This is a genomic window from Streptomyces sp. NPDC051211 (genome assembly GCF_040689505.1).
Classification (GTDB): domain Bacteria; phylum Actinomycetota; class Actinomycetes; order Streptomycetales; family Streptomycetaceae; genus Streptomyces.
Genome location: NZ_JBFBAV010000034.1, coordinates 58,176 through 80,109 on the forward strand (window position 1 = coordinate 58,176; position 21,934 = coordinate 80,109).

Below are 21,934 nucleotides of genomic sequence, written 5' to 3' on the forward strand. Positions count from 1 at the left end.
CCTCCTGTCCCTCACGTGCGAGATTCAGCCTACGAGGGAAGTCGGCAAATGCCGGGCGAAGAACGACCGTACGAGGTCGCGCACGGCGGGCACGGTGATGCGCGGGTCCACCCGGCCGACCATGGCCGCGCGCCCGGCAGCGGTCATCAGTCCGGCCCCGTGGAGCCGGGGGACGAGGGCGGCGTAGTCGGTGAAGACCCAGTGGTGGGTGTCGTCGAGCTGCCGACGGGTGACGGGGCCCGAGTGGGCGAGGAGGGCTGCCCAGGACCGGTCCAGCCGGGCGTTGCGGAAGCCGTCGGTGCCGGCCAGGAGCAGCGGCCGGTCCGTGCCCTGCCGGGCCACCGGCAGCAGGTCGCCGTCCATCTGGTCGAGGTACCCCTCCAGGTTGACGGCGGCGGCGATCCGCCGGTCCGCGTGGAGCGCCTGCGCGGCCGCGGTGCCGCCCGCGGAGTGCCCGTAGACCCCGACCCGCTCCAGGCCCAGGACGTCGAGGACGAAGCGGAGGTCGGCGACCCGGGTGTCGATCATGGTGTGGAAGGTCGCCGCGTCGAAGTCCGGACGCAGCACGGTCGTCCGGACCCGGCCGCGTCCCGGCCGCCGGTCGGGGAACTCCACCTCGCTCGCGTCCCCGGGATGGTCGACGGTGACGACGGTCCAGCCGTACGAGGCGAGGTCGATCGCCAGTGAGCTGCCCATCGTGCGGGCATCGCCGCCGCCGGGGCTGTAGAGCAGCACGGGACGCCGGCCGGGCAGGCGCGGCGCCCCAGCCCGGGCATGGGTGAGGGTGGCCGCCCAGTCGACCCCAGCCGCCGGGAGGTGCGGACGGACCAGGTGGGCGAGGAGGGCAAACTCCGCGGCGGCGCCGGGCGTGAGCTGGGGAACGCGCGGGAAGCCGCGGCCGGGCACGGCCGGCCGCAGGACGGTGACCATGAGTTCGCGTACGCCGATCCCGGGCTCCCAGGGGTCGTTGCGGGAGTGGTCGACGAGGTGGAGGACCCGGGCGCCGACGGAGTACGGGCCGGTGGGCGCCGGCAGCCGGAGGAGGGGCGAGCCGGAGGGCCCGGAGGCCGAGGCGGCGCCGGGGGCGGCGGACGCGAGGAACAGGGCGCCGGCGAGGGCGCCCTTGGCAAAGGAACGGCGGCCGGATGTGAAGGAGTTGGTCATGGGCGGCATCCTGGGGGCGGGCGCGGTGCCGGGGCGAAGCTTGCGGTCCGGCCCGAAAGGTTTGCGCGGAGCAGGGGGATGTGCGTGGTCCGGATCCATTTCACGGCGGACGATTTTGCCCGGGTACGGTTCGCGCCGCGGCCCTCGCCCGTGCCCGAGCTGCACGCGGCCCTGATGATGCTGGGCACCCGGCACGAGGAGCTGTTCTTCGGGCGCTGGCGGAGCAGACTGCTGCGGAGACTGCCGAGCGCGGTCGAACCGCTCGCGGACCTGGTGCCGGACGGGCCGGCCCCCGCCTTCCTCGACGTACTCGGAGACACGCTGGACGAGGGGGTCGCGCTGATCAGGGCGGCCCGCCCGGAGCTCGTACGGGCCGGGATCCAGCAGGTGTACGCGCGACGGCCGGCCCCGCCGTGGATCCGCGCCCTGCACGGCGGGACGGCCGACGCCTGGCGGACGCTGGACCGGGCGCAGCGGGCGGCGTACGAGACGGTGCTCGCGCCGGTGTGGCCCTTGGTCCAGGACCTGCACCGGACGGAGTTCACCCGGCATGCCCTTGCCGTCGCCGAACACGGCATCGGCGCCACCCTGACCGACCTGGCACCGGGGTCGAGGCTGCGCGACGGAGTCTGGGAATGGCCCCTGACGGGCGTCCCGGGCGTGCGAGAGGTACGGCTCGGGGGCCGCGGACTGCTCCTGCGCCCGACCTTCCACTGGCGTCGCGGACCGCTCGTCCAGAACCTGCCGGACCGCCCGGTGGTGCTCGCCTACCCGGCAGGGCGGGGGCTGCCGCCCCTCCCGGACGGTGGCGGCCCACCGGACGAGCCCCTCGCGGCTGTTTTCGGGCGCACCCGGCTCGCGCTGCTGCGCTCCCTGGACGAGGCGCGTACGACCACGGGACTGGCGCGCCGTATCGGCGTCAGCAACGCCACGGCCTCGGCCTACGCTTCGGCGCTGCGCGCCGCTGGTCTTCTCACCACCACCCGCACGGGCCGCTCGGTGCACCACACGCGTACGCCCCTGGCGGACCTGCTGCTCACCGGCGCCAGGAGGGGTGATGCGAAGGGTGAGCGGTCTTAGGCGGTCGGTGAGCGCAGGACCGGGCCGGCCGTCCCGGTCCACAATGGATGTGGTGAATCTGCGCGACGCGGCGTCCACCTCCGCACGCCCAGCGTCGAATCGTCGAGCGACACGACACCACATCAGGAGGACCCCATGTATGCCGTGGTCCAGCACAAGATCTTGAACCCGGAGACAGCGTTTTCCCGCGGCCAGGCTCTGATGGACGGCACCGGAGCGCCCGATGGCACCCGGGTGCTGCAGTTCTTCGTACACGTCGACGGCTCCGCCGCGACGTGTCTCTGGGAGACGAACTCCGTTGAAGACGTCCAGGGCTTCGTCGACGAAACCCTCGGGGATTCGAGCGTCAACGTCTGCTACGAGGTCGACGCGGAGAAGTCTTTCGCCGAGAGTCCAGCCGGCCTGAGGTCGTCGTCGGCTCCCGCCACCTGAAAGGCCTCACTGCTCCTTCGGGGCGAGTTCTCGAAGCACGGCCCCCAGCCGGCGTGCCCCCTCCTCCAGCTCCGTGTGGTCGGCGCCGGCGGCGAAGCCGAGGCGGAGGTGGGCCGCCGGCGGCTCGGTGGCGAAGTAGCGGCTGCCCGCGCTGACCGCCACGCCCCGCTGCCGGGCGGCGGCAGTGAGTGCCGTGTCGTCCACGCCGGGCGGCAGCCGGAGCCAGAGGTGGAGTCCGCCGGCGGGAACGCTGGTGACGGTCGCTGTCGGCATCTCGCGGCCGAGAGCGGCAGTCAGCCGTGAGCACCGCTCCCGCAGCTCGGCGCCGAGCGTCCGGACGTGCCGGTCCCACGACGGGGAACTGAGCAGCTCCAGTGCCGCTTCCTGGAGCGGGCGGGTGATGAAGAAGTCGTCGACCATGCGGACCGCCCGCATGCGCTCCATCACCGGCCCGCGGGCGACCAGCGCCCCGATCCGCAGGCTCGGCGCCGCGGGCTTGGTCAGGGAGGTCACATGGACGACCGTGCCGTCACCGTCGTCCGCCACCAGCGGCCGCGGCACGGGACCGCCGTGCCCCAGGTGCCGGGCGAAGTCGTCCTCGATCACGAAGGCGCCCGAGGCCCTTGCCACGTGCAGGATCTGCTGCCGTCGTTCGGGTGCCAGGACCGTGCCGGTCGGGTTGTGGAACGTCGGCTGGCAGTACAGCAGCCGTGCCCCGGTCATCGCGAAGGCGTCGGCCAGCAGGTCGGGCCGTACGCCGTCACCGTCGATCGGTACGGGCACCGGGCGAAGCCCCGCGGCGCCGGCTGCGGCCAGCGCGCCCGGATAGCTGGGCGACTCCACCAGGACCGGGCTGCCCGGCCCGGCGATCGCCCGGAACGCGATCGACAGGGCGCTCTGCCCGCCCGAGGTGACCAGCACGTCGTCGGGAGTCACGCCACCGCCGGCGATCTCGGCGAACACGGCGCGCAGCGCGGGAAGTCCGCTCGCCGTGGCACGGTCCCAGGCGTCCGGGCGGCGCGCCGCCCGCGCCAGCGCGGCGCTCAGTGCCCGGGTGGGCTGGAGCGAGCGATGGATGTAGCCACCGTCCATCGTGATCGTGCCGGCCGGCGCCGGTCCGAGCGGTTCGGCGATCAGGCGTGTGTCGACGGTGCGGTCGGTGAGCGCGACCGTCTGCCAGGCGGTGTCCACGACCCCGGGTTCGGACCGGGTTCGCACCGCCACGTACGTACCGCTGCCAGGGCGGGTCACCACAGCGCCCTCCGCCGCCAGGACGGCAATGGCCCGAGCCACGGTCGCCGGGCCGACCCGGTACTGCTGGATCAGCTCCCGGCTGCTCGGCAGCCGGTCGCCCGGCGAGAGCCGCGCGAGCAGCTCACGGAGTCTGGCCGCCAACTCAACAGAAGTGCTACTGTCTGACATGAGAGATCACAATAGCGCTTCTGAAGCAAACGAGGAAGCACTTCAGCTGGACGTCCCCGCCCTGCGAGCCGACACCCCCGGATGCCGACAGGTCATCCACTTCAACAACGCCGGCTGCGGGCTGCTGGCCGCCCCGGTGCTGACCGCGATGGTCGGCCACCTCAACCTGGAGGCGCGGATCGGCGGTTACGAGGCATCGGCCGCCCGGGCCGACGGAGTCCGCGAGTTCTACACGGAACTCGCCGCGCTGATCAACACCACGCCCGACAACATCGCCTTCGCCGGCAGCGCCACGCACGCGTACGCCAACGCCCTGTCCTCGATCCCGTTCGAGTCCGGCGACACGATCCTCACCACCCGCGACGACTTCGTCTCCAACCAGATCGCCTTCCTGTCCTTGCGCAAGCGGTTCGGCATACGGATCGTGCACGCGCCCAACACCCCGGAGGGCGGGGTGGACGTGCCGGCGATGGCCGAGCTGATGCGGACCCACCGCCCGCGCCTGGTGTCCGCCACCCACGTCCCCACCAACTCCGGCCTGGTCGCGCCGGTCGCCGAGATCGGCCGGCACTGCCGTGAACTGGACCTGCTCTACCTGGTCGACGCCTGCCAGTCCGTGGGCCAGTACCCCCTCGACGTCGAGGAGATCGGCTGCGACCTGCTCACCGCCACCTGCCGGAAGTTCCTCCGCGGCCCGCGCGGCTCCGGATTCCTCTACGTCTCCGACCGCGTCCTGCGCGCCGGCTACGAGCCCCTGTTCATCGACATGCACGGCGCCCGCTGGACCGCGCCCGGCAGCTACCGGCCCGTCGGGACGGCGGCCCGCTTCGAGGAGTGGGAATTCCCGTACGCCACCGTGCTCGGCAGCGCCGCCGCCACCCGCTACGCCCGCAACGTCGGCCTGGAAGCGATCGCCCGCCGCACCCCGGCGCTCGCGGCGAGGTTGCGGGGCAGGCTCGAAACCGTCCCCGGAGTGCGCCTGCTCGACCGCGGCCCGCAGCTGGCCGCCCTCGTCACCTTCGCCGTCGAAGGAGGCTGGCAGCCGCAGCCGTTCAAGGAGGCCCTGGACGCCCGCAAGATCAACTCGTCGCTCAGCCTCCGCGAGTTCGCCCAGTTCGACTTCGGGGACAAGGGCGTCGACTGGTGTCTGCGACTGTCGCCGCACTACTACAACACCGAAGAGGAAGTGGACCACGTCGCCGACGCGGTCGCCGAACTCCTCCGGCAGGAACGGTGATGACGGCCACGCAGCAGCGCGTCCAGGCCGGGGGGAGCAGCCGCAGCCTGTGGCACAACCGCGACTTCCTGGTCTTCTGGCTCGGCGAGACGCTCTCCCTGCTGGGCACCCAGGTCACGAACCTCGCCCTCCCCCTGACGGCCATCGTCGCCTTCGATGCCACCGACGAGCAGGTCGGCGTCCTGCGGTTCCTGCAGCTCGCCCCGTACCTGGGGCTCGCCCTGGTCTTCGGCGTGTGGGTCGACAAGTCCCGGCGACGACGGGTCATGCTCGGCGCCAACCTCAGCCGGATGGTCCTGATCGCCCTCGTACCGCTCCTCTACTGGCTGCACGCCCTCGACCTGGTCACCCTCCTCGTGATCGCGTGCGCCATCGGCATCGCGTCGGTGCTCTTCGACGTGAGCTGGATGTCGTACGTCCCCACGCTGGTGCGCGACCCCAGGGACTACGTCGAAGCCGCCGCCAAGATGGGAGCCAGCTCATCGGCGGCCGACGTCGCAGGCCCCGGGCTCGCCGGCGTTCTGGTCGGCGCCCTGACCGCACCGGTGGCACTGGTCGCCAACGCCTTCTCCTACCTGGTGTCCGTGATCTCGCTCCTGCTGATCCGCACACCCGAGCCCCGGCCCGGACCGGCGGCAGCAAAGCGACGCATGCTGCCCGAACTGCGCGACGGCCTGCGCTGGGTCCTGCGGAACCGGATCCTGCGGGCACTGGCGCTGGTCGGGTTCTGCTGCAACTTCTCCATGATCACCGTATGGACGATGTTCCTGCTGTACGGAACCCGCGACCTGCACCTCGGCTCGACCACCCTCGGAAGCATCTTCGCGACCGCCTCCGTGGGCGGTTTGATCGGCGCGACGATCTCGCGGAAGGTCATCCAGCGGTTCCGGCTCGGGAGGGTCTACCTCGTCGCCCAGTCAGCGCTTCTCCTGGGCCCGGCCCTGATCGTCCTGGCCGTCGGCCCCCGGCCCGTGATGGTGGGGATGTTCGTCCTCTCCTTCTTCACCACCTACCTCGGCCTCGGCGTGGCCAACGTCATCATCGTGAGCCTGCGTCAGACCAGCACCCCCCAGTCGATGATGGGACGGATGACGGCCGTCTTCCGCACCCTGCTGTTCGGCGGCGGAGCCCTCGGCGGCCTCTTCGCCGGCCTGCTGTCCGGCGAACTCGGCCCGAAGGGCGCCCTGACAGTGGCGGCGATCGGCTCCGCAGCCGTGCTGATCGGACTCGCCGCATCCCCCGTGACCCGCCTCCACGGCCTCCCGCCGGCCGCACCGGAACCCGTGACAGGGGCAGCAACCGGGCGTGCCACAGGCTGAGACCCGGACGGAGCCCGCCCCATGACATGGCGTCATGGGGCGGACCGGGGGAGTTCAGTTCTTGATCACCCTGCGTTCTTATGGCATGTGAAATATCACATGCCATAAGAACCGTCCGGAGTCACCGGACGGCGATCCTGACCGAGGAGAACCCCGATGAACCGCTTAGCGCTCCTTGTGGCCGGTGCCGCCGGTCTGGCCGTTTACGCGATCGCCCCTGCCGGTGCCGCCGTCCTGCCGGCCGACACCAACGAGACCGTCACCTCCTGCGGGTACTCGGGTCGCCAGGCAGGTCTTGCCACGCGGGTGTGCGCCGAAATCACCGGTACCACCGTCGAGTTCTACGGCACGGTCGCACTCGCCGGCCCGCCCTCTCCGGGCAGCCCGGTGCCCGCCGCCAGGGAGCTGTTCACCACGCTGTCCGCAGAGGTCGTCGGCGGCACCACGCCGGACACGCAGACCAAGACGGTCATCTTCGCCTCTTCGAACCTCGAAGTACGCGGTCTGGTCGGCACTGCCCCATGCGGCTCGACCGTCCGCGGCACCTTCGGCGTGTCCTCGTTCCCCTGGACGGCCAACCCGGTGGTCCACGAGGTCACCGTCACCTGCTGAGGGTTGACGCACGCGCTGAGGTGAAGTGACGGCAGGAAGCCCCCGGTGTGCCGGGGTCCGCAGGACTTCCCAATGTGCTGGGTTCGTAACGGCCTCGCACGCCAGGGGCACCGGGGCGGTGGACCGGGTACAGAGCCCGTGGATCGACCACATCATCGAAGCACGTGAAGACACACGGGGGACGACCATGCGCACTGCCCGCAGAAGCCTCAGCACTTGTGTTCTCGGGGCCGCGGCCCTCGCCGCGCTCTTCTCGGCCACGGCCTGCTCGTCGAACGACAGCGACCGCGGCGAGGGCACCGGCTCCTCCGCCGGCCCGGGCGCGACGGGCTCCGCCGCGCCCGGAGGCGGGGGCTCGGCCCTTTCCGGCTCCCCGAGTGCGGGCGCCTCGCCCGCGCCCGGTGGCGGGGGCACCACCGTTCCCGGTCCGGCGGGTTCTGCCTCGCCCGGCGGGTCCGGGAACTCCGGTGGTTCCGGCAGTGGCGGGCAGGCCGCGACGGCGGCCTGTACCGACGCGAACGTCTCGATCACCGGGTCGTTCGAGCGGCAGGACAGCGGCCAGAACCTGTTCCTCACCGCCGTCAACACCGGTGACGAGCCCTGCACGCTCTACTACTACCCGCTGGTGGACTTCGGCGTCGCGACCGACGTCCCCCCTCCGCCGATGGAGTCCCCGGCGCGGGCCCTGGCCACGATCAAGCCGGGCGAGAGGGCGTACGCGGGCCTGCGCCTGTTCCGCGCCGGCGAGCAGACCGACGCGGTGACGTCGGTGAAGATCGCGTTCCACAGCCGCGTCGCCAACACCGAGACGGGCCGGCCGGCCGCCGTCGCGCTGCCCGACAGGTTCGTGAACATCGACTCCAAGCCCTTGGTCACGTTCTGGAACCGCGACGCGGACGCGGTCAAGAGCTACACGTTCAAGGCCAGGTGACGGCCGGCCGGCTCGTCCCGATGTCACGCGCCCGCCCGCCCGCTCCCGTTCCCGCTCCCGTTCCCGCGCCCGCACGAGCGCGGCCGCCGCGAGCGCGCCGACGGCGGCGGCTGCTGCCGGCAGGCGGACCGGGCCTGGCTCACGCGAGAACGCCGATTCCCGGGCTTTCAAGGGCTCAGACCATGAGCAGGAGCCGTGTGTGCGGTACCAGCTTGCGGTTCACGCTGGTGCTCTGCACGAAGATCGTGAAGTCGTCGTTGTGGTCGGGCTTGACGCGTACTTCCGTGTCCGGCAGGCCGAGCAGGGCGCGGGCCTCCGGCCCCGTGTACACCCGGTCCGTCTTCTTCTCCAGTACCGCAATCTGCTTTCGAGCCTGGATCTTTTCCGACTTACTCAGCTGATAGAACGTACTACCCGAACGGAAAGTGTGCCCGCATTCGATGACCCAGTCCCGGATCGCCGCTTCGCGAGCCACGGGAATCAGCTGGTACTCGGACGGATCCGCCGGGGTGAGACCGGCTGCCTCGATGGTTTCCTTGTTGACCGCCTCTGCACCCGTGGAGAACACCGCCCGCGATCCCCGGATGCCCTGCGCGCGGCCTGCCATGAATTTCTCGGTGGCCTGCCGGATGACCTCTCCGGCCTCCTCCAGACCCTGTGTGCTCGCGGCGTTCCAGATGGCTATGTTGTCCTTCGGGAAACCGCACTGCATGGCCTCGCGCTTGCCCGTCTGATCCGGCACAAGGACGGCCAGCGTCCAGTTGTCCTCCTGCGTCTCGATCATCCTGGCCACGGCCTGCACCAGTTCACGCGGGTGCCTGGCAGGGGCATCCGGGCAGCGATGACTCGCGTTCTCCTGTCCGTCGGTCAGTACGAACGTCAGGAAGCTGTGGTCGCCGTAGAGTTGGGCCGTCTGCGCCAGCTCCCGCTGCGATTTCAGCGTGGCCGCCAGCAGAGCCGTCATTCCCCCGACCCGGTACAGCTGCTTCAGGGACGGCATTCGCAGCACGTCCTTGTCGTAGATGACGCACTCCACCTTGTCTGCGAAGACGTACACCGTGACACGGGTTTCCTGGTCCAGTTCCTTCGACCGGCGGGCCAGATATGCAATCTGCTGGTCGGCGACCTCGATGACCTTGCGGCTCAGGTGTGACATGGACGAACTGGCATCCAGCACAAGAGCAACGTGATTGATGTAGTTCTGGTTTCCGGACATGACCGCTCCCCCTTTTCCGACTTGATGCTCCGATCCTCCCACCCACCACTGACAATCGACCGTGGCCTCCGCACCGGATGCAGACACGACCAGGGTGGCCATGGCCCCGGGCGATGGTCCGCCGCGCGATCGGCCATCTGGCACGCCACCGCCGTCACTTGATGCTCGATCGCTGCTGCGTCCTCAGCGTGTGGCCCGCTCTGCTGCTTCCCGGGTGATGTCGGCGTAGAGGCGGAAGAGGGCCGGGCGGGCTTCGCCGCCGTCTCGTTCGTGCAGGGCCGCCCAACACCGGGCGACGAGCTCCCGCGCCTCGGCGCCGGGCCAGGGCCGGGGCAGGAGCTGGGGCGGCAGCAGCGGGTCGGGCTCCATGGCGCGGGTGAGTTCGGCGGCCAGCTCGACCGCGATGGTGAGGAGTGCGGACGGGGAGAGGCCGGCAGGGCCGGTGAGCCGGGCGAGGCGGGGCCGGGCGATGCGGCCGAGGCGGTGGTAGCGGTCGGCGATCTCCTGCAAGGGCCACAGTTCACGGGCCAGTCCGGCAGGCTCTCGGCTGTCGCCCCTGCGCAGGTCCGTCGTGGTGAGGAGGGTGAGCGCGCCGTGGGCGCCGAGGCGTTGGGCCGCTTCTTCGACGTACGGTTCCCAGGCGTTGGCGCAGACGTACAGTCCGCCCTGCAGCGGGGCGCCGCCGAGGTGGACGAGCGTCTCGCGCAGGGCGTCCCGGGCCGTGCGCGCCGATTCGGGCACCGCGAAGGCGGCCACGTGCCAGACGCCGTCCCAGGGCGCGAGCCCCGCGTCCTGCTGGAATGCGTGCCGGAGGAACTCCGCGTTGGGGGCGAGGGCACGCGTGGTTTCCGCCGTCGCATGCAGCTGCGCCTTGCGGCCCCGGCCCTGATGGGTGAACCGGCCGTCGGCCACGAGGCGTTTGATGCACAGCCGCACCTGCTGGTCGCTCATGCCCAGGGTGTTGGCGACGCTGTACAGCTCCTCCGCGCAGACGGTGCCGTCCTCGCGGATCAGCGCGTGGACGAGCATGCGGGTGGGGATCTCGACGTGATCGGTCATGGTGTGCACATTCCTCTCGGCCCGTTCGCCTCGACACGGCGGTGCATGGTGGTCACCGCCCCGAACCCCAGCAGCCGGCGCAGGTAGGGCGTGGGCTCGGTCCGCACGGCCGTGAAGCCGCGCCGCTCGTACAGGGCCCTGGCCCGCGGGTTGGTGTCGATCACATCCAATCTGATCTCCCGGCAGGCCTGCTCCGCCGCGACGGCGGCCACTTCCTCGATGAGCAGGCTCCCGACGCCGCGGCCGCGGAGGCCCGGGTCCACGGCGATGCCGTCCATGACGAGCTGCCCGGGGGCCGGGCGGCGTTCGAACAGGGCGAGGAGCAGGATCCGGTGCAGCCCTCGCAGGCGTCCGTACGCGCTCAGCACGGCGGAGGCCGATCCCCCGGTGAGTGCCCGGCCGTCGAGCTGGTAACCGGCGAGGCCGACGAGCTGTCCGTCGAGGAGCGCGCACACCGCGCGGTCGGCGTTCAGGTGGGCGGCGAGGAAAGACACCCCCTTGTCCGGCGGATTCAGGGCGGGGCCGAGTTTCCGGCCGAAAGCGCCCCAGTACAGCTCCGCCGCCCGCCGCTCGGCTCCGGCCGGAACGCCCCGCCGGACCATCACCGGGCCAGTGCCGGTACCTGTCACGTCCAGTCCCATGTCGTGCCCCTCTCTCGTCGGATCCGCATCCTCAGCCCAAATCTATCATCACCGCGACGACCGTTCTCGAAATGATAGTTTCAATCTTACGTGCACCCGAACAGAGGCGGTCAACTCTCATGTGTCCCAAGGTCCAGCCCGGCCGGCGCGGGCTCCGTATCACCGTGTGGTCACTCGCCGCGGTCCTGGTCATGGCCGCCGGTCTCGTCGGTGTGGTGCTGTGGCAGAACTCCTACGAGCTGAACGAGCAGCGGGTCTCGATCCGCCACGGCGGCCACACCCTCAACGGCGTACTGGCCACCCCGAAGGACGGCCGCGAGCGCCACGGTCTGATCGTGTACGTCCACGGCGACGGCCCCATCGACGCCACCCACGACGACGGCTACAAGCCCCTGTGGGAAGCGAACGCCAAGGCCGGGTACGCCTCCCTGTCCTGGGACAAGCCCGGCATCGCGGGCGCACCCGGCGACTGGCTCGACCAGTCCATGGACGACCGGGCCGACGAGACAGCCGCCGCCATCGCCTGGGCGCGCGCCCGCCCGGACATCGACGGCGACCGGATCGGGCTCTGGGGCGCCAGCCAGGCGGGATGGGTCCTGCCGAAGGTCGCCGCCAAGACGCCCGTGAACTTCGTCATCGCCGTCTCGCCCGCGATCAACTGGCTCCAGCAGGGCCGCTACAACCTCCTCGCCCAGCTGCACGCCGACGGCGCACCGGAAGCCCGCATCAGGGCCGAGGTCGCCAAGAGCGAGACGACCCGCCGGCTGCTGAAACGTCACGCCACCTTCGAGGAGTACGTCACGGCGATGGGCGGCGACGCGGACGGCATGACCGCCGATCGCTGGGGGTTCATCTCCAAGAACCACACCTCGGACGCCACGCAAGACCTCCGCGCCCTGCGCGGCATCCCTGTACTGCTGGTCCTCGCCGGCCATGACATCAACGTGGACACCGCCGACACGGAGCGCATCTACCGCCAGGTGCTGGACGCAGGCGGCGCATTGACCGTCAAGCACTACCCGGACGCGAACCACTCACTGCTCAAACAGACCATCGGGCAGTCGGACCTCAAGATCACGCTCACCGCGCTCTTCTCCCCCCGCTCCCTCTTCGCGGACGGATTCCTGGACGGCCAACGCCGGTTCCTGACGGATCAAGTCTGCCGAAGGGGTTGCGGGGCTAGCTGACCGCGTGCGCGCGGGTCCGTTCACGGAACGCGCGCTCGTCGGCGTCCGCCAGCCAGAACCAGATCGGCGGGAATACCAGCTCGATCACGGTCAGCACGACCTGGAACGGGTGCGGCCAGCCGTGCACGGCCAGGGACAGCAGGCGTCCGACCCCGCCGAGCAGGAACACCGCGGCGAGCCACCGCACCACGCGCGCCGGGACGGGCTCCTGCCGGGCCGCCCACAGCCAGACCGACCCGTACCCGGCGAAGACCGCACCGAGGAACCGGCCCAGGCTGTCGAGGGTCGGGCCCGCGTCGGCCTCGCCGGGAACCGCGGCGTTGCCGGCAACCACATGGAACAGCCCGATGGCCACACAGGCGAGCCCCATCACCCACGCGAATGCCCTGAGTGCCTTGTCCACGACCCCACCCCCGCTAGTTGACATGTGTCTACTAAGGATCAGGGTAGGCGCTCCTGGTAGACACATGTCAAGTAATCTGCGCGTGTGCCGCCCCCTCGCCGACGTCTGACGCCCGCCGACCGCCGCGCCCAGCTGCTCGCCGTCGGCGCCGGGCTCTTCGCAGCCGCCCCGTACGACGACGTGCTGATGGAGGACGTCGCCCAGCAGGCCGGGGTGTCCCGCGCCCTGCTCTACCGGCACTTTCCGAACAAGCACGCCCTCTTCGCGGCGGTCTACCAGCAGGCGGCCGACCGGCTGCTCGCGGCGACCCGGTTCGATCCCGAGGCCACGCTGGTCGAACAGCTCGCCCAGGGCCTGGACGCCCACCTCGACTACTTCATCGCGAACCGCCACGCCGTACTGGCAGCGAACCGGGTGCTGGCAGGGGACCCGGTCGTCCAGACGATCATGGCGGACGAACTCGATGCCCTGCGCTCACGCCTGCTCGGCGTGCTCCCGCTCGCCGACGAGCGGATGCGCGACGCCGTCTCCGCGGCGCTGAAGGCGTGGCTGGTGTTCGTCCAGGTGCTGTGCGTGGACTGGCTCACGTACGAGACCTGCAGCCGCAGGGAGCTGCGCGACACCTGCATCGGCGCCGCGGTGGGGGCCCTGCGGCCGTTGCTCCCCACGGACCCCGCCCCCGACTGGCCGCCCGCCGCCGCGGCAGGGGACCAGTAGTACGTAGTAGCCAGTAGTACGTAGTAGTACGGGACGTGCTCGGCCGGTCCGACCTCGCCCGTCTGCCGGTCGGTTTCCGCTGCTCTCGAGTAGGTGTAACAGGACGGCGAGTACCGCTGCTGAGGCGGCGATCGCGCCGACCGTCCGGCACTGCCAACCGGTTACGGATCACATGCTGCGCTGGTCGTGGGTGTCCTGGCGGAGCCGGTCGGCGTGTCGGGTCAAGGCGTCGATGCGTTCGGCGAGCTCGGCGTCCTCGGGCCGCAGATGAGGCCGGGTGTCGGTCAGCGGCCGGACGAGGCGGGCCGCGTCATTGTCTGCGAGAGCCACGTTCAGATCGTCGACGGCACCTTGGGCGCTGTCGGGGAGGCCGGTGAGCGCGGTGACCTGGCCGGCCAGCCGGCGCAGGTCGGCCGCGTTGTCGCGCGCCCAGGCGGTTACGGTGCGGTCGGCGGCGCGTGAGTCGCGGGTCGCCTGGACGCGCTGCTCGCCGGTGCTCCCGGCAGTGCCGGGGCGCAGCCGCAGGTAGCGGCGTTCGGCGGCCTGACGGCTGGCGACCCCGAGGGGGCCGGCGAGGTCGGCCCAGCTCGCGCCCCGGCCGCGGGCGGTTTCGATCAGGATGCTCTCCCAGCCGGCGAGCTGCTCGCGGACCTCGCGCAGCATCAGCAGTGCGGACAGAGCCGGATGCGGGCCCGGGTCCGGCGCGGGCCGCACCGTGGGCGCCGTCGAACCTGCGGGCGGCTGTTGCGCCTCTCTTACGGCTTGGTCGATGGTCTCCAGTGCCGCGGCGGCGGCAAGGAAGGAGACCCGCGCGGTCGCTGGATCAGCTTCGTTCATGGCACTTCTCGCCCCCATGTCATCCCTTGGATGACCTCTTGCTTGTCATCGTTCCGATGACATGTTACAACGGAAGCACGTTGAAGCGCATTGGCAGATCCTGCCTGAACCAACTGGAGGTGTTTCCCAATGTTGATGCGCACCGACCCGTTCCGCGAGATGGACCGGATGTTCCAGCAGCTGTCGGGTACGACCGGGACCTGGTCGAAGCCGTCCGTGATGCCGATGGACGCCTACCGCGAGGGCGAGGAGTACGTGATCGCCTTCGACCTCCCCGGAGTGAGCACCGAGGCGATCGAAATCGACGTCGAGCGGAACATGCTGACGGTCAAGGCGGAGCGCCGCCCCGCCACCAAGGGCGACACCGTGCAGATGGAGCTCTCCGAGCGGCCCCTGGGTGTCTTCTCCCGCCAGCTCATGCTGGCCGACACCCTCGACACCGAGCACATCGAAGCCGACTACGACGCGGGTGTCCTGACCCTGCGGATCCCGATCGCCGAGCGCGCCAAGCCCCGCAAGATCGCCATCGGCGGCGAGTCCGGCCGCAAGCAGATCTCCGGCTGAACAGTCCGGCACCAGCGGCGGAGGACGGGGAACCGATCCCCCTCCGGCACCCCGTCCTCCGCGCCACTGTGGCCCCTCACCCCGGGTGACGTGATGCCGATGCGCCGGAAGGCGTTCCCGGCACCATGTCCGCGAACGCGGCGAGTACCGGACGCGGGCGAAACCGAACGGGGCAGCCCGCGTCGTTCCGGCCCTGCGGGCTGCGCACCTGGCCGACACCGTGCGAGCCGAGCTCGCCGCTCCCTCTCCCGGAGGCGCGGGTCCGTATGCCCGGGGGCATCGGCGCGGTCCTCAGCGCCGTGGCCGCCGCAGCAGAGATCCACACCCGCGGAGACATTCCCACCCGTGAGTCCTGCTCCAGCTCCCGCCCGGCTACGGCCTCCGCCTCCCCTTCGGCCCCCTCGAACCCACCCGACCGCCGCCGGCCGGACAAGAATCGAACCTCAGAGAGAAAGGCAACCGCAGCACCATGTACGAGCAGCCGCGACCGAACCCGGCCCTGCTTGCCATGACGTTCGACCAGATGCTGGAACGCGTGCGCTACGAGGGCGCCTACCCCACTCGCGAGCGCGCCGAACAGGCCGTCCGCAACGTCCTCGCCGCGCTCGGCCGACAGGTCACCGGAGACGAACGCGTGGAGCTCGCACGCTGCCTGCCCCACGAGGCCGCCCTCGTCCTGACCGCCCAGATCCCCGACACCGAACAGCTCACCGGCTGGGGCTTCGTCAAGGACCTGGCCGCCCGCACCGGCGCCACCCCGGCGACCGCCCGCTGGGAAACCGGCGCCGTACTCGCCGCCGTCTCACGCCTCGCCGGGCCCGACCTGCTCGCACGGATCCTCCACCAGCTCCCCGCCGGCTACGCCCTCCTCTTCGGGCGCGCAGAACTGCGCCAGCCCCAGCCCGCCGCCTGATCCCGCCCAGCGGGACCCAGTCGGGTGAGAGCTCCGACGGCGGTGCCGCGAGCGCGGGCCCGCGTGGCTGTGGATCACCACCAGTAGACCGGGTACCGAGGGGAGGTGCGGCGTGCTCGTGAGGCGGCCCAGCCGGCGAGCACCAGCAGGCAGGTCGAGCCGACGAGCAGGGGCAGGAAGTGCAGCGGGGCGGGGGAGCGGAGCACGACGACCACCGTGGTGGCGACGGCGGGCGAGTGCGGGGTGCGTGCCAGCGTGATGACAGCCAGCGAAACGCCCGCGGCGAGGGTGGCCACCCAGGGCGAGCTGCCGAGCGCATGAAGGGCCGCGTAGCCGACGGAGGCACAGAGCAGGTGTCCGGCGACGAGACTGCGGGGCTGGGCCAGCGGCAGCGCGGGGACGCTGTGCACGAGAGCGGCACTGGCCGCGAGGGGCGGTATCAGCACCGGTTCGTGAATGAGCGCGCCGATGCCGACGAGGGCCAGGAGTACGGCCGTCACGGCGCTGACATCGTGCAGGGCGGCCGCCGGGGCCGGAGGCGCGGGCGCCCGGCCGGCGAGGGGGCGCAGCAGCCGGGCGCGGAATCCCGGCGGTAAGCCAGGCAAGGTTTCCGTCCCTGCCGAGCCGGTCGCGGCCACCCAGGCCCCCGCGATCGAACGCCTGTTCCGGAGGGGGCGAGGCGTCTGCCAGACTTGCCTGCCGTGAAGATCACCATACTGAGAGGCTCCCTCCTCCTGGGAGCCCTGGCGCTGCTCTGCTCCATGCTGTTCGTCGTACCGACGACCGCAGCCGCGTACGAGAACTGCGACACGGGCACCCTCTGCCTCTACGACCAGGACGGCGGCCAGGGCACACTCGAGAAGCCCACCACCCGGTCCCTCCTCTCCATCCCCCAGTCCAGCAACAAGGGGAACTCGACGGCCCGCTCCGTCCACAACAACACCCCGTCCTGGCTGTGCCTGTACGCGGACGCCTACTACGGCGGTGCCCTCGAGGCGGTCGCGCCGAACACCGAGGCCAACCTCCCCGACCTCCCCGGCGAGCTGCAGGGGCGCGTCAGCTCGTACAAGCTGACCCCCTCCAAGGGGCACTGCTTCACCGGCTTCGAGCGCTGTGAGCAGGACAAGCTCTGCATCTTTGCCGAGGAGCGGGCCCGAGGCGGCATGTACGCGACCGCGTCCTCCCACAGCGGCTACGCGCCCGTCTGGCACGACCGGGTCCGCTCCGTCGTCAACAACACCTCCCTCTACGCCTGCTTCTACTCCGCAGCCGGCCATCGCGGGGGCTGGAGGGATGCCAACGGCACCTCCTACGGCGCGTACAAGGTGATGCCCGGCGACAGCACCACGCTCCCCGCGCCCTTCGCCAAGTCCTTCCGCTCCCACAAGCTCACCGACAAGGCGGACTGCTCATGAGGACCGACACCCCCGCGCGCCTTCCCCGCACCCGCCGCCGCGGCCCCGCCGCTGCGGCCCTCGCCCTGAGCGCGGCCCTGCTGGTTGCCTCGCCCGGCGCGACCAGCGCCGCGCCGCAGGAACCGTCGCTGCTCGACGGCTGGGAGGAGAGCGGCCGGTACACCCTGGCCGCCGGAGTGACGTACGTGCGCTACACGGAGCGGGCCACGACCGAAGGGCGCATTGCCAAGCGCGAGCTGAACGTCGTCGTCGCCGACCCGGCCCTTGGCGCGACCCGCCTCGAAAGCACCGTGGGCGGTGCCGCCGCCACGGCGGAGACCGTCGGCGGCCAGCTGGCCGCGGTCAAGCCGGAGCGGCCCCTCGCCGGGATCAACGGCAGCTTCTTCAAGTCGGAGCCCCCGCACGGCGACAGCATCGTGTTCGGAGGAACCGCGGTCCGCGACGGCCAGGTCAACGGCACGGGCTGCCTCAACGGCAACCAGGCGGTCGTGCTCCAGCACGGACTGCCGTACATCTCCAAGCTCCGGGCGACGGTCACGCTCCAGGTCCTCGACGCATCCGGCGCCGTCGTCACCGAGCGGCTGCTCGACGACGTCAACCGCGATCCCGGCCGCGGGGTCGGCTGCGTGCGCGGGACGGACGACGTACGGAAGGACATCGCCTACGACCCGAGCGACCCCAACGACAAGACGACCGTCTTCGTCGACGGGGACGAGATCGTCGCGTTCAACGACTCGTACAACCTCGCTACGCCCTCGAAGAACCGTGACACCCACGCCGAGGTCACCACGGACGACGACGCCGGGTACGAGGTGACGGTCGACAAGGCGGGCGTGTTCACGGTGCTCAGGGACGGCAGTGGCCAGTGGGTCGCGGGCCGGGGCGGGAAGAACGTTGCGACCGGCGGGTTCGTGCTGCAGGGGGTGGGCGCCGACGCCAAGCAGTGGCTGCAGGCCAACCTGACCACCGGCCGCACCCTCAAGCTCAAGCAGGAGGTCGCGGACCTCGAGTTCCCCGACCACCACATCGCGCTCGACGAGTCCGTGGACATCGTCTCCGGCCTGGCGCACCGGCTGCTGGACGACGGCGTGACGGCCACCCACAGCAACACGTGCTCGCGTCTCTTCGACAAGACCGGTACCCGGGTGACGCGGCCGGAGGGCGCCGATCCGGAGGTCGGCGACCACTGCAGGGACTCGCGTACGGCCCTCGGCGTCGACGCCAAGGGCCGTACGGTGATGGCGACCATCACCGGGCGGCGCGACGTGCTCAATGCCCAGGGCGGGACCGTGCACCCGACCGGCACCTCGGACCCTGCCGGCGTCGACGGCGCGTTCATGCACGAGTTCGCCGACATCCTCAAGCTGCCCGAGCTCGGCGTGATCGACGCGATCAACCTCGACGGCGGCGGCTCGACCACCCTGTACACCGAGGACAAGCGGCAGACGGGCATGACGGACATCGCCAAGCAGCCGGACGGCACCTATCGGCGCGTCGAACGCCCCGTGGCCGACGCGGTCTACCTCACCCGCGGCGGCTACGGCATGCCCGGCGGCACCCTGCCGTAGCGCTGCGGCCGCGCAAGGAAGTAGCAGACGTGCTCTCCGATGCCCCGGGGCCTTTACCCCCGGGGTAATCGACCGTTCTCCCCTTCCCCGGCAGGATCGAACACATCGACGGGAAGAATCCCCGCCGGGACCCGACCACAGCCGCGAGGAGAGCGCCATGTCCGCCAAGTCCAATACCACTACGGCGAGTTCACCCACCACCGCGAGGTCCGTCACCGAAGCCACCCGGGCCGTCGTGCAGGAGTTCCTTGCCGCCCGGTTGGCCGGGGACACCGGGCGGCTGGTCGCGCTCTTCGCCGACGAGGTCGACTGGCTGCTCGCCGAGAACCCCGCCGTCCCGTGGATCCGCCCACGGTCCACCGCCGCCGAATGCGCGGCCCAGTTCACGGAGCTGATGGAGCACACCGTGCCCGAGGACGCGCGTGCCTCCGTCGATACCTTTCTCGTCGACGGCACCGACGCCGTCCTGATGGGGCACGTGTCGGGGACCGTACGCGCGACGGGGAAGTCCTTCGAGGGCCCGTTCGCTCTGCACCTCACCGTCGAGGACGGCCGGATCACCCGGCACCACCTCTACGAGAACAGCCTGTCGATCGCCGAAGCCTGCACCCCGTGAGGCGCGAGGGCGCGCGGGCGGCGGGCCCCGAAGGGAGCCTGCGTGGGGGGACCCGCGTCGCCATCCGGTCGAAGTCCGTTGGGGTGTCGGCTCAGGCCCGGTCTTGGCTTCTGCCTCGGGAAGCCGCTGGCCGTGTCAGTTGCCGGGGATCATCTATGCATCGGCGCTCGTGATCAGCAGGGCCGGCGGTGCCTCGGGTCTACCGAACCCTTCGTAGGCGATCTCGATACCGGAGGGACCGACATTCCGCATTCACTTCTGGCATGGCCAAAACGGTAGGCGCCCCATGCGCACCGAAAGATCGCAATGAGGTCCGACGTCTTCTCCCTTGCCCCGGGAGTTCGTAAATGTGGTCAGGTCGCCGGCCTGCAGCCCTTTTGTGGAAATGTTCGGTCGGCTACCGTCGTTTCGCCCGACAGGTGCCGACCTCAGGTCGGGGTGCCACCGCCCGGCCATCGATCTGGAATGCCATGCTGAATCACCGAACCGTCCCCGCCGCGCTTGCCGCCACCGTCTTGGTCGCGCTGGTCGGCTGCTCTACCGGGGCCGGTGCGGCGAGCGGCGACGGCAAGCCTGCGGCCGCCTCCGCGGCCTCCTCCGCGAAGACAGCGATCACCCCGAGAGCCACGCCCCCGGCCGCCCCGCCATCGGGCGTTTCAACGGCTCTGACCCCCACCCCCTCCATAGTCGTCTCGCCGTTGCCCGAGCATCCGCCCTTGACGAGCGACGCGCGTAACCGGCCCGCCTTGCTCGCCATCCCCGGGATCGGCGTGAACGACCTGCGCGTCGTCCCGTACGAGGGCACCTCCGACGACTGGGCCGGCACACGGATCCAGAACAAGGGCGTCGCAGCCAGCCCGTACGGCGACGAGGGTGGTGTCGGCCCCGGAGAGATCGGCAATTACCTGGTCACGGCGCACCGGATCTCCGCGGGTGGGCCGCTGCGCGACCTTCCCGCCCTGAACACCGGCGACCCCGTCTTCGTCACGGCAGGCGGCATGGTGCACGAGTACCGGATCACCGAGACCAGGAAGACCTCCTTCCGGTCGGAGCGCTCCCTGGCCGAGCAGCGGGCCGCGGTCCCGGGCGAGCCGGGGAAGAAGCCCACCCAGGCGATGATCACGGTCTCCACCTGCGCCACGCCCGAGGACAACGCCGCCGGCAACTTTTGGCGCGACGACCGCGGCAACCCCGAGCACCGCATAGACAAGGTCGGCGTCCTGGTCTCCTCGCAGCCCACGGCCGACGCAACACCGAACGGATCCTGAAGACACCTCGTGCGGTAAGCCGTTAAGCCGGTCGTGTCGATCGGGCCGGTTCGAGCAGTGGCAGATGGCGACCTGAACGGTCTCAGCGACGCTGCGGAGTGCCACCCGGCCGGAGCACGCTGGGTCGTAGTGACGGGGGTGGCGCCCTCGGTGACCTCGGCCGGGCAGCGCGATGGGCAGCCCCGGCGCGTGCGCCCCATCTCGCTCACAGTCTCCGCACCGCCTTCCGTGTCGCCGCCCCCGCCGTGGCCGCGCTGACGCTGACGATGGCCTTTGCGGCCCCGCGGCCGCCAACCCCGCGCTCGCATCAGCCGCAACGGCCGGTTCGACACGGTCGCGTCTGGCCCTGGCTTCGACATCGTGCTGGCCGACAGGGCCACCCTCGACACGGTCCTCGGCGGCTGTGAATTCGTCCAGCGCTTCTGGGCGCACCGACGCCGCGGGGCGGGGGAGTCCGCCCGCCCCGCCGCAGGCGTTACACGCTCCCACCGCCCCCGGCTCGTACCCGCCCTGTCGCGTACGCCCGGACCACCTGGACGGGGTCCCGCAGGCCCAGCTTGGTCAGGAGCCGGCCCACGTGCGTCTTGACCGTGGCCTCCGACAGGACCAGGCGGGTGGGCAGGCAGGCGGCGATCGTGCCGTTCGGCAGGCGCTGCGCCACCAGCAGCATGACCTCGCGCTCGCGGCCGTCAGCCGCTCCAGCTCCTCGTGCTGCGGTTCGGCCGTCGTCGTCGGCAGCATCGGGGCGAAACGGTCCAGCAGCCGCCGGGTCGACGACGATGCCGTACCGAGAACACCCTCGGCGCGGTCTGGGCGGTGCGGTGCGGTGCCGGTCCGCGGCGGTGCCTTCCTTGGCTATGGCTGCGGACGCGGCGCCGGCCTCAGTGAGGTGGCACGGCGGGGCCGGGCTGGTCCTGGCTCCGCCGGGCGACTCGGAAAGCTTCGTTCGACGCGTCCGGCACCTTCGATTCAGGGCCCGAAGTGGCCCAGGCCACACCCCAAAAAGGGGTACAAGTGGCGACAGAGAGCGACAAAAAGGGCCCCTGAGGGGCCCTGAGCGGTGAGGCGCCCCACAGGACCTAGGTCACATTCGCCCCGGGATAGTAGGCCCCGAACCCGCCCGGTGGCGGCCAGGGCCGGACCTGTCACCCCGCCTGCGACCCCGGTTAGTAAGAGGGGGGCATTGCCAGGCCCTCGGCGGCCTGGCTAACTGGTGTTGTCGCCGAGGCGGCCGGGGCCCCCCGCCCCCCGCCGGACGAACCCCTCTCCACCGCGTGAGTGGCTCACGCATGTCTTCGGCATGCCGCGACCACCCTGTTCCCTACGGAAGGCT

22 protein-coding genes and 1 pseudogene are annotated in these 21,934 nt (G+C 71.1%); 14 read left to right on the forward strand and 9 right to left on the reverse strand.

Features of this window, described 5'->3' with window-relative positions:
• Positions 1-24: 24 nt before the first annotated feature.
• Entirely contained in the window at positions 25-1,164 is a 1,140-nt protein-coding gene (locus AB0447_RS27105; RefSeq protein WP_366479410.1) for an alpha/beta fold hydrolase, read from the reverse strand.
• 84 nt (positions 1,165-1,248) lie between these two features.
• Here AB0447_RS27105 and AB0447_RS27110 point away from each other — a divergent pair, with 84 nt between their 5' ends.
• Both AB0447_RS27110 and AB0447_RS27115 read left to right on the forward strand, forming a co-directional pair.
• The gene (locus tag AB0447_RS27110; protein WP_366479411.1) at positions 1,249-2,244 is read left to right on the forward strand and encodes a winged helix-turn-helix domain-containing protein; all 996 of its coding nucleotides are present in this window, start codon (positions 1,249-1,251) and stop codon (positions 2,242-2,244) included.
• Positions 2,245-2,379: 135 nt separating this feature from the next.
• Positions 2,380-2,676, forward strand: coding sequence for a hypothetical protein (locus AB0447_RS27115; protein WP_366479412.1), 297 nt, complete (start codon positions 2,380-2,382; stop codon positions 2,674-2,676).
• 6 nt (positions 2,677-2,682) lie between these two features.
• Here the strand turns inward: AB0447_RS27115 and AB0447_RS27120 are convergent, their stop codons facing one another.
• The gene (locus AB0447_RS27120; RefSeq protein ID WP_366479413.1) at positions 2,683-4,098 is read right to left on the reverse strand and encodes a PLP-dependent aminotransferase family protein; all 1,416 of its coding nucleotides are present in this window, start codon (positions 4,096-4,098) and stop codon (positions 2,683-2,685) included.
• Between AB0447_RS27120 and AB0447_RS27125 the strand changes: the two genes are divergently transcribed.
• From AB0447_RS27125 to AB0447_RS27140, 4 genes are all read left to right on the forward strand, one after another.
• Complete coding sequence (locus AB0447_RS27125; RefSeq protein ID WP_366479414.1) at positions 4,097-5,335, forward strand: aminotransferase class V-fold PLP-dependent enzyme; 1,239 nt, start codon at positions 4,097-4,099, stop codon at positions 5,333-5,335. The genes AB0447_RS27120 and AB0447_RS27125 overlap by 2 nt on opposite strands.
• Positions 5,335-6,654: an MFS transporter gene (locus AB0447_RS27130; RefSeq protein ID WP_366479415.1), complete on the forward strand. Its 1,320-nt coding sequence runs from the start codon at positions 5,335-5,337 to the stop codon at positions 6,652-6,654. Before AB0447_RS27125 ends, AB0447_RS27130 begins: the two co-directional genes overlap by 1 nt.
• 156 nt (positions 6,655-6,810) lie before the next feature.
• Positions 6,811-7,266, forward strand: a complete 456-nt coding sequence (locus AB0447_RS27135) for a hypothetical protein (protein ID WP_366479417.1) — start codon at positions 6,811-6,813, stop codon at positions 7,264-7,266.
• Positions 7,267-7,453: 187 nt separating this feature from the next.
• On the forward strand, positions 7,454-8,197 hold the full coding sequence (locus tag AB0447_RS27140) for a DUF4232 domain-containing protein (protein ID WP_366479418.1): 744 nt from the start codon (positions 7,454-7,456) through the stop codon (positions 8,195-8,197).
• A 175-nt stretch (positions 8,198-8,372) separates the two neighbouring features.
• On the opposite strand, the gene AB0447_RS27145 is transcribed toward AB0447_RS27140, so the two are convergent.
• The 3 genes from AB0447_RS27145 to AB0447_RS27155 all read right to left on the reverse strand — a co-directional run bounded on the left by AB0447_RS27145 (position 8,373) and on the right by AB0447_RS27155 (position 11,113).
• On the reverse strand, positions 8,373-9,413 hold the full coding sequence (locus AB0447_RS27145) for a vWA domain-containing protein (protein ID WP_366479419.1): 1,041 nt from the start codon (positions 9,411-9,413) through the stop codon (positions 8,373-8,375).
• A 183-nt stretch (positions 9,414-9,596) separates the two neighbouring features.
• Positions 9,597-10,472 carry a PaaX family transcriptional regulator C-terminal domain-containing protein gene (locus tag AB0447_RS27150; protein ID WP_366479420.1) on the reverse strand — a complete coding sequence of 292 codons (876 nt, stop codon included), beginning with the start codon at positions 10,470-10,472 and terminating at the stop codon, positions 9,597-9,599.
• Positions 10,469-11,113, reverse strand: a complete 645-nt coding sequence (locus AB0447_RS27155; protein WP_366479421.1) for a GNAT family N-acetyltransferase — start codon at positions 11,111-11,113, stop codon at positions 10,469-10,471. Before AB0447_RS27155 ends, AB0447_RS27150 begins: the two co-directional genes overlap by 4 nt.
• 119 nt (positions 11,114-11,232) lie before the next feature.
• Between AB0447_RS27155 and AB0447_RS27160 the strand changes: the two genes are divergently transcribed.
• Entirely contained in the window at positions 11,233-12,300 is a 1,068-nt protein-coding gene (locus tag AB0447_RS27160) for an alpha/beta hydrolase (RefSeq protein ID WP_366479422.1), read from the forward strand.
• Here the strand turns inward: AB0447_RS27160 and AB0447_RS27165 are convergent.
• On the reverse strand, positions 12,293-12,703 hold the full coding sequence (locus AB0447_RS27165; protein WP_366479423.1) for a DUF4345 domain-containing protein: 411 nt from the start codon (positions 12,701-12,703) through the stop codon (positions 12,293-12,295). The two genes, AB0447_RS27160 and AB0447_RS27165, sit on opposite strands and share 8 nt — an antisense overlap.
• A gap of 84 nt (positions 12,704-12,787) precedes the next feature.
• Here AB0447_RS27165 and AB0447_RS27170 point away from each other — a divergent pair, with 84 nt between their 5' ends.
• Positions 12,788-13,420 carry a TetR/AcrR family transcriptional regulator gene (locus AB0447_RS27170; RefSeq protein ID WP_366479424.1) on the forward strand — a complete coding sequence of 211 codons (633 nt, stop codon included), beginning with the start codon at positions 12,788-12,790 and terminating at the stop codon, positions 13,418-13,420.
• A 168-nt stretch (positions 13,421-13,588) separates the two neighbouring features.
• On the opposite strand, the gene AB0447_RS27175 is transcribed toward AB0447_RS27170, so the two are convergent.
• Positions 13,589-14,257: an HSP18 transcriptional regulator gene (locus AB0447_RS27175; protein WP_366479425.1), complete on the reverse strand. Its 669-nt coding sequence runs from the start codon at positions 14,255-14,257 to the stop codon at positions 13,589-13,591.
• Positions 14,258-14,386: 129 nt separating this feature from the next.
• Here AB0447_RS27175 and AB0447_RS27180 point away from each other — a divergent pair, with 129 nt between their 5' ends.
• Both AB0447_RS27180 and AB0447_RS27185 read left to right on the forward strand, forming a co-directional pair.
• Positions 14,387-14,821: an Hsp20/alpha crystallin family protein gene (locus tag AB0447_RS27180; RefSeq protein ID WP_366479426.1), complete on the forward strand. Its 435-nt coding sequence runs from the start codon at positions 14,387-14,389 to the stop codon at positions 14,819-14,821.
• A gap of 469 nt (positions 14,822-15,290) precedes the next feature.
• Positions 15,291-15,734, forward strand: coding sequence for a DUF2267 domain-containing protein (locus AB0447_RS27185; RefSeq protein ID WP_366479427.1), 444 nt, complete (start codon positions 15,291-15,293; stop codon positions 15,732-15,734).
• A gap of 74 nt (positions 15,735-15,808) precedes the next feature.
• Here AB0447_RS27185 and AB0447_RS27190 read toward each other — a convergent pair whose 3' ends face one another.
• A complete protein-coding gene (locus AB0447_RS27190) occupies positions 15,809-16,339 on the reverse strand; it encodes an HPP family protein (RefSeq protein ID WP_366479428.1) in 531 nt (176 codons plus the stop codon).
• 96 nt (positions 16,340-16,435) lie between these two features.
• Between AB0447_RS27190 and AB0447_RS27195 the strand changes: the two genes are divergently transcribed.
• The 4 genes from AB0447_RS27195 (at position 16,436) to AB0447_RS27210 (ending at position 20,601) form a co-directional block, all read left to right on the forward strand.
• On the forward strand, positions 16,436-17,149 hold the full coding sequence (locus tag AB0447_RS27195; protein WP_366479429.1) for a peptidase inhibitor family I36 protein: 714 nt from the start codon (positions 16,436-16,438) through the stop codon (positions 17,147-17,149).
• Entirely contained in the window at positions 17,146-18,717 is a 1,572-nt protein-coding gene (locus tag AB0447_RS27200; protein WP_366479430.1) for a phosphodiester glycosidase family protein, read from the forward strand. The genes AB0447_RS27195 and AB0447_RS27200 overlap by 4 nt, the downstream gene beginning before the upstream one ends.
• A gap of 157 nt (positions 18,718-18,874) precedes the next feature.
• Positions 18,875-19,333 carry a nuclear transport factor 2 family protein gene (locus tag AB0447_RS27205; RefSeq protein WP_366479431.1) on the forward strand — a complete coding sequence of 153 codons (459 nt, stop codon included), beginning with the start codon at positions 18,875-18,877 and terminating at the stop codon, positions 19,331-19,333.
• Positions 19,334-19,803: 470 nt separating this feature from the next.
• Positions 19,804-20,601, forward strand: coding sequence for a class E sortase (locus tag AB0447_RS27210; protein WP_366479432.1), 798 nt, complete (start codon positions 19,804-19,806; stop codon positions 20,599-20,601).
• Between the two features lie 475 nt (positions 20,602-21,076).
• Here the strand turns inward: AB0447_RS27210 and AB0447_RS27215 are convergent.
• Positions 21,077-21,384, reverse strand: a pseudogene (locus tag AB0447_RS27215) (helix-turn-helix transcriptional regulator); the annotation flags it as partial.
• Positions 21,385-21,934 lie beyond the last annotated feature (550 nt).

What these genes read in the sequence shown, in the direction of transcription:
- AB0447_RS27105 (WP_366479410.1), bottom strand. Translation starts at nt 1,164, where the DNA reads ATGACCAACTCCTTCACATCCGGCCGCCGTTCCTTTGCCAAGGGCGCC.
- AB0447_RS27180 (WP_366479426.1), top strand. Translation starts at nt 14,387, where the DNA reads ATGTTGATGCGCACCGACCCGTTCCGCGAGATGGACCGGATGTTCCAG.
- AB0447_RS27145 (WP_366479419.1), bottom strand. Translation starts at nt 9,413, where the DNA reads ATGTCCGGAAACCAGAACTACATCAATCACGTTGCTCTTGTGCTGGAT.
- AB0447_RS27135 (WP_366479417.1), top strand. Translation starts at nt 6,811, where the DNA reads ATGAACCGCTTAGCGCTCCTTGTGGCCGGTGCCGCCGGTCTGGCCGTT.
- AB0447_RS27155 (WP_366479421.1), bottom strand. Translation starts at nt 11,113, where the DNA reads ATGGGACTGGACGTGACAGGTACCGGCACTGGCCCGGTGATGGTCCGG.
- AB0447_RS27175 (WP_366479425.1), bottom strand. Translation starts at nt 14,257, where the DNA reads ATGAACGAAGCTGATCCAGCGACCGCGCGGGTCTCCTTCCTTGCCGCC.
- AB0447_RS27115 (WP_366479412.1), top strand. Translation starts at nt 2,380, where the DNA reads ATGTATGCCGTGGTCCAGCACAAGATCTTGAACCCGGAGACAGCGTTT.
- AB0447_RS27140 (WP_366479418.1), top strand. Translation starts at nt 7,454, where the DNA reads ATGCGCACTGCCCGCAGAAGCCTCAGCACTTGTGTTCTCGGGGCCGCG.
- AB0447_RS27210 (WP_366479432.1), top strand. Translation starts at nt 19,804, where the DNA reads ATGCTGAATCACCGAACCGTCCCCGCCGCGCTTGCCGCCACCGTCTTG.
- AB0447_RS27205 (WP_366479431.1), top strand. Translation starts at nt 18,875, where the DNA reads ATGTCCGCCAAGTCCAATACCACTACGGCGAGTTCACCCACCACCGCG.
- AB0447_RS27160 (WP_366479422.1), top strand. Translation starts at nt 11,233, where the DNA reads ATGTGTCCCAAGGTCCAGCCCGGCCGGCGCGGGCTCCGTATCACCGTG.
- AB0447_RS27120 (WP_366479413.1), bottom strand. Translation starts at nt 4,098, where the DNA reads ATGTCAGACAGTAGCACTTCTGTTGAGTTGGCGGCCAGACTCCGTGAG.
- AB0447_RS27200 (WP_366479430.1), top strand. Translation starts at nt 17,146, where the DNA reads ATGAGGACCGACACCCCCGCGCGCCTTCCCCGCACCCGCCGCCGCGGC.
- AB0447_RS27185 (WP_366479427.1), top strand. Translation starts at nt 15,291, where the DNA reads ATGTACGAGCAGCCGCGACCGAACCCGGCCCTGCTTGCCATGACGTTC.
- AB0447_RS27150 (WP_366479420.1), bottom strand. Translation starts at nt 10,472, where the DNA reads ATGACCGATCACGTCGAGATCCCCACCCGCATGCTCGTCCACGCGCTG.
- AB0447_RS27130 (WP_366479415.1), top strand. Translation starts at nt 5,335, where the DNA reads ATGACGGCCACGCAGCAGCGCGTCCAGGCCGGGGGGAGCAGCCGCAGC.
- AB0447_RS27125 (WP_366479414.1), top strand. Translation starts at nt 4,097, where the DNA reads ATGAGAGATCACAATAGCGCTTCTGAAGCAAACGAGGAAGCACTTCAG.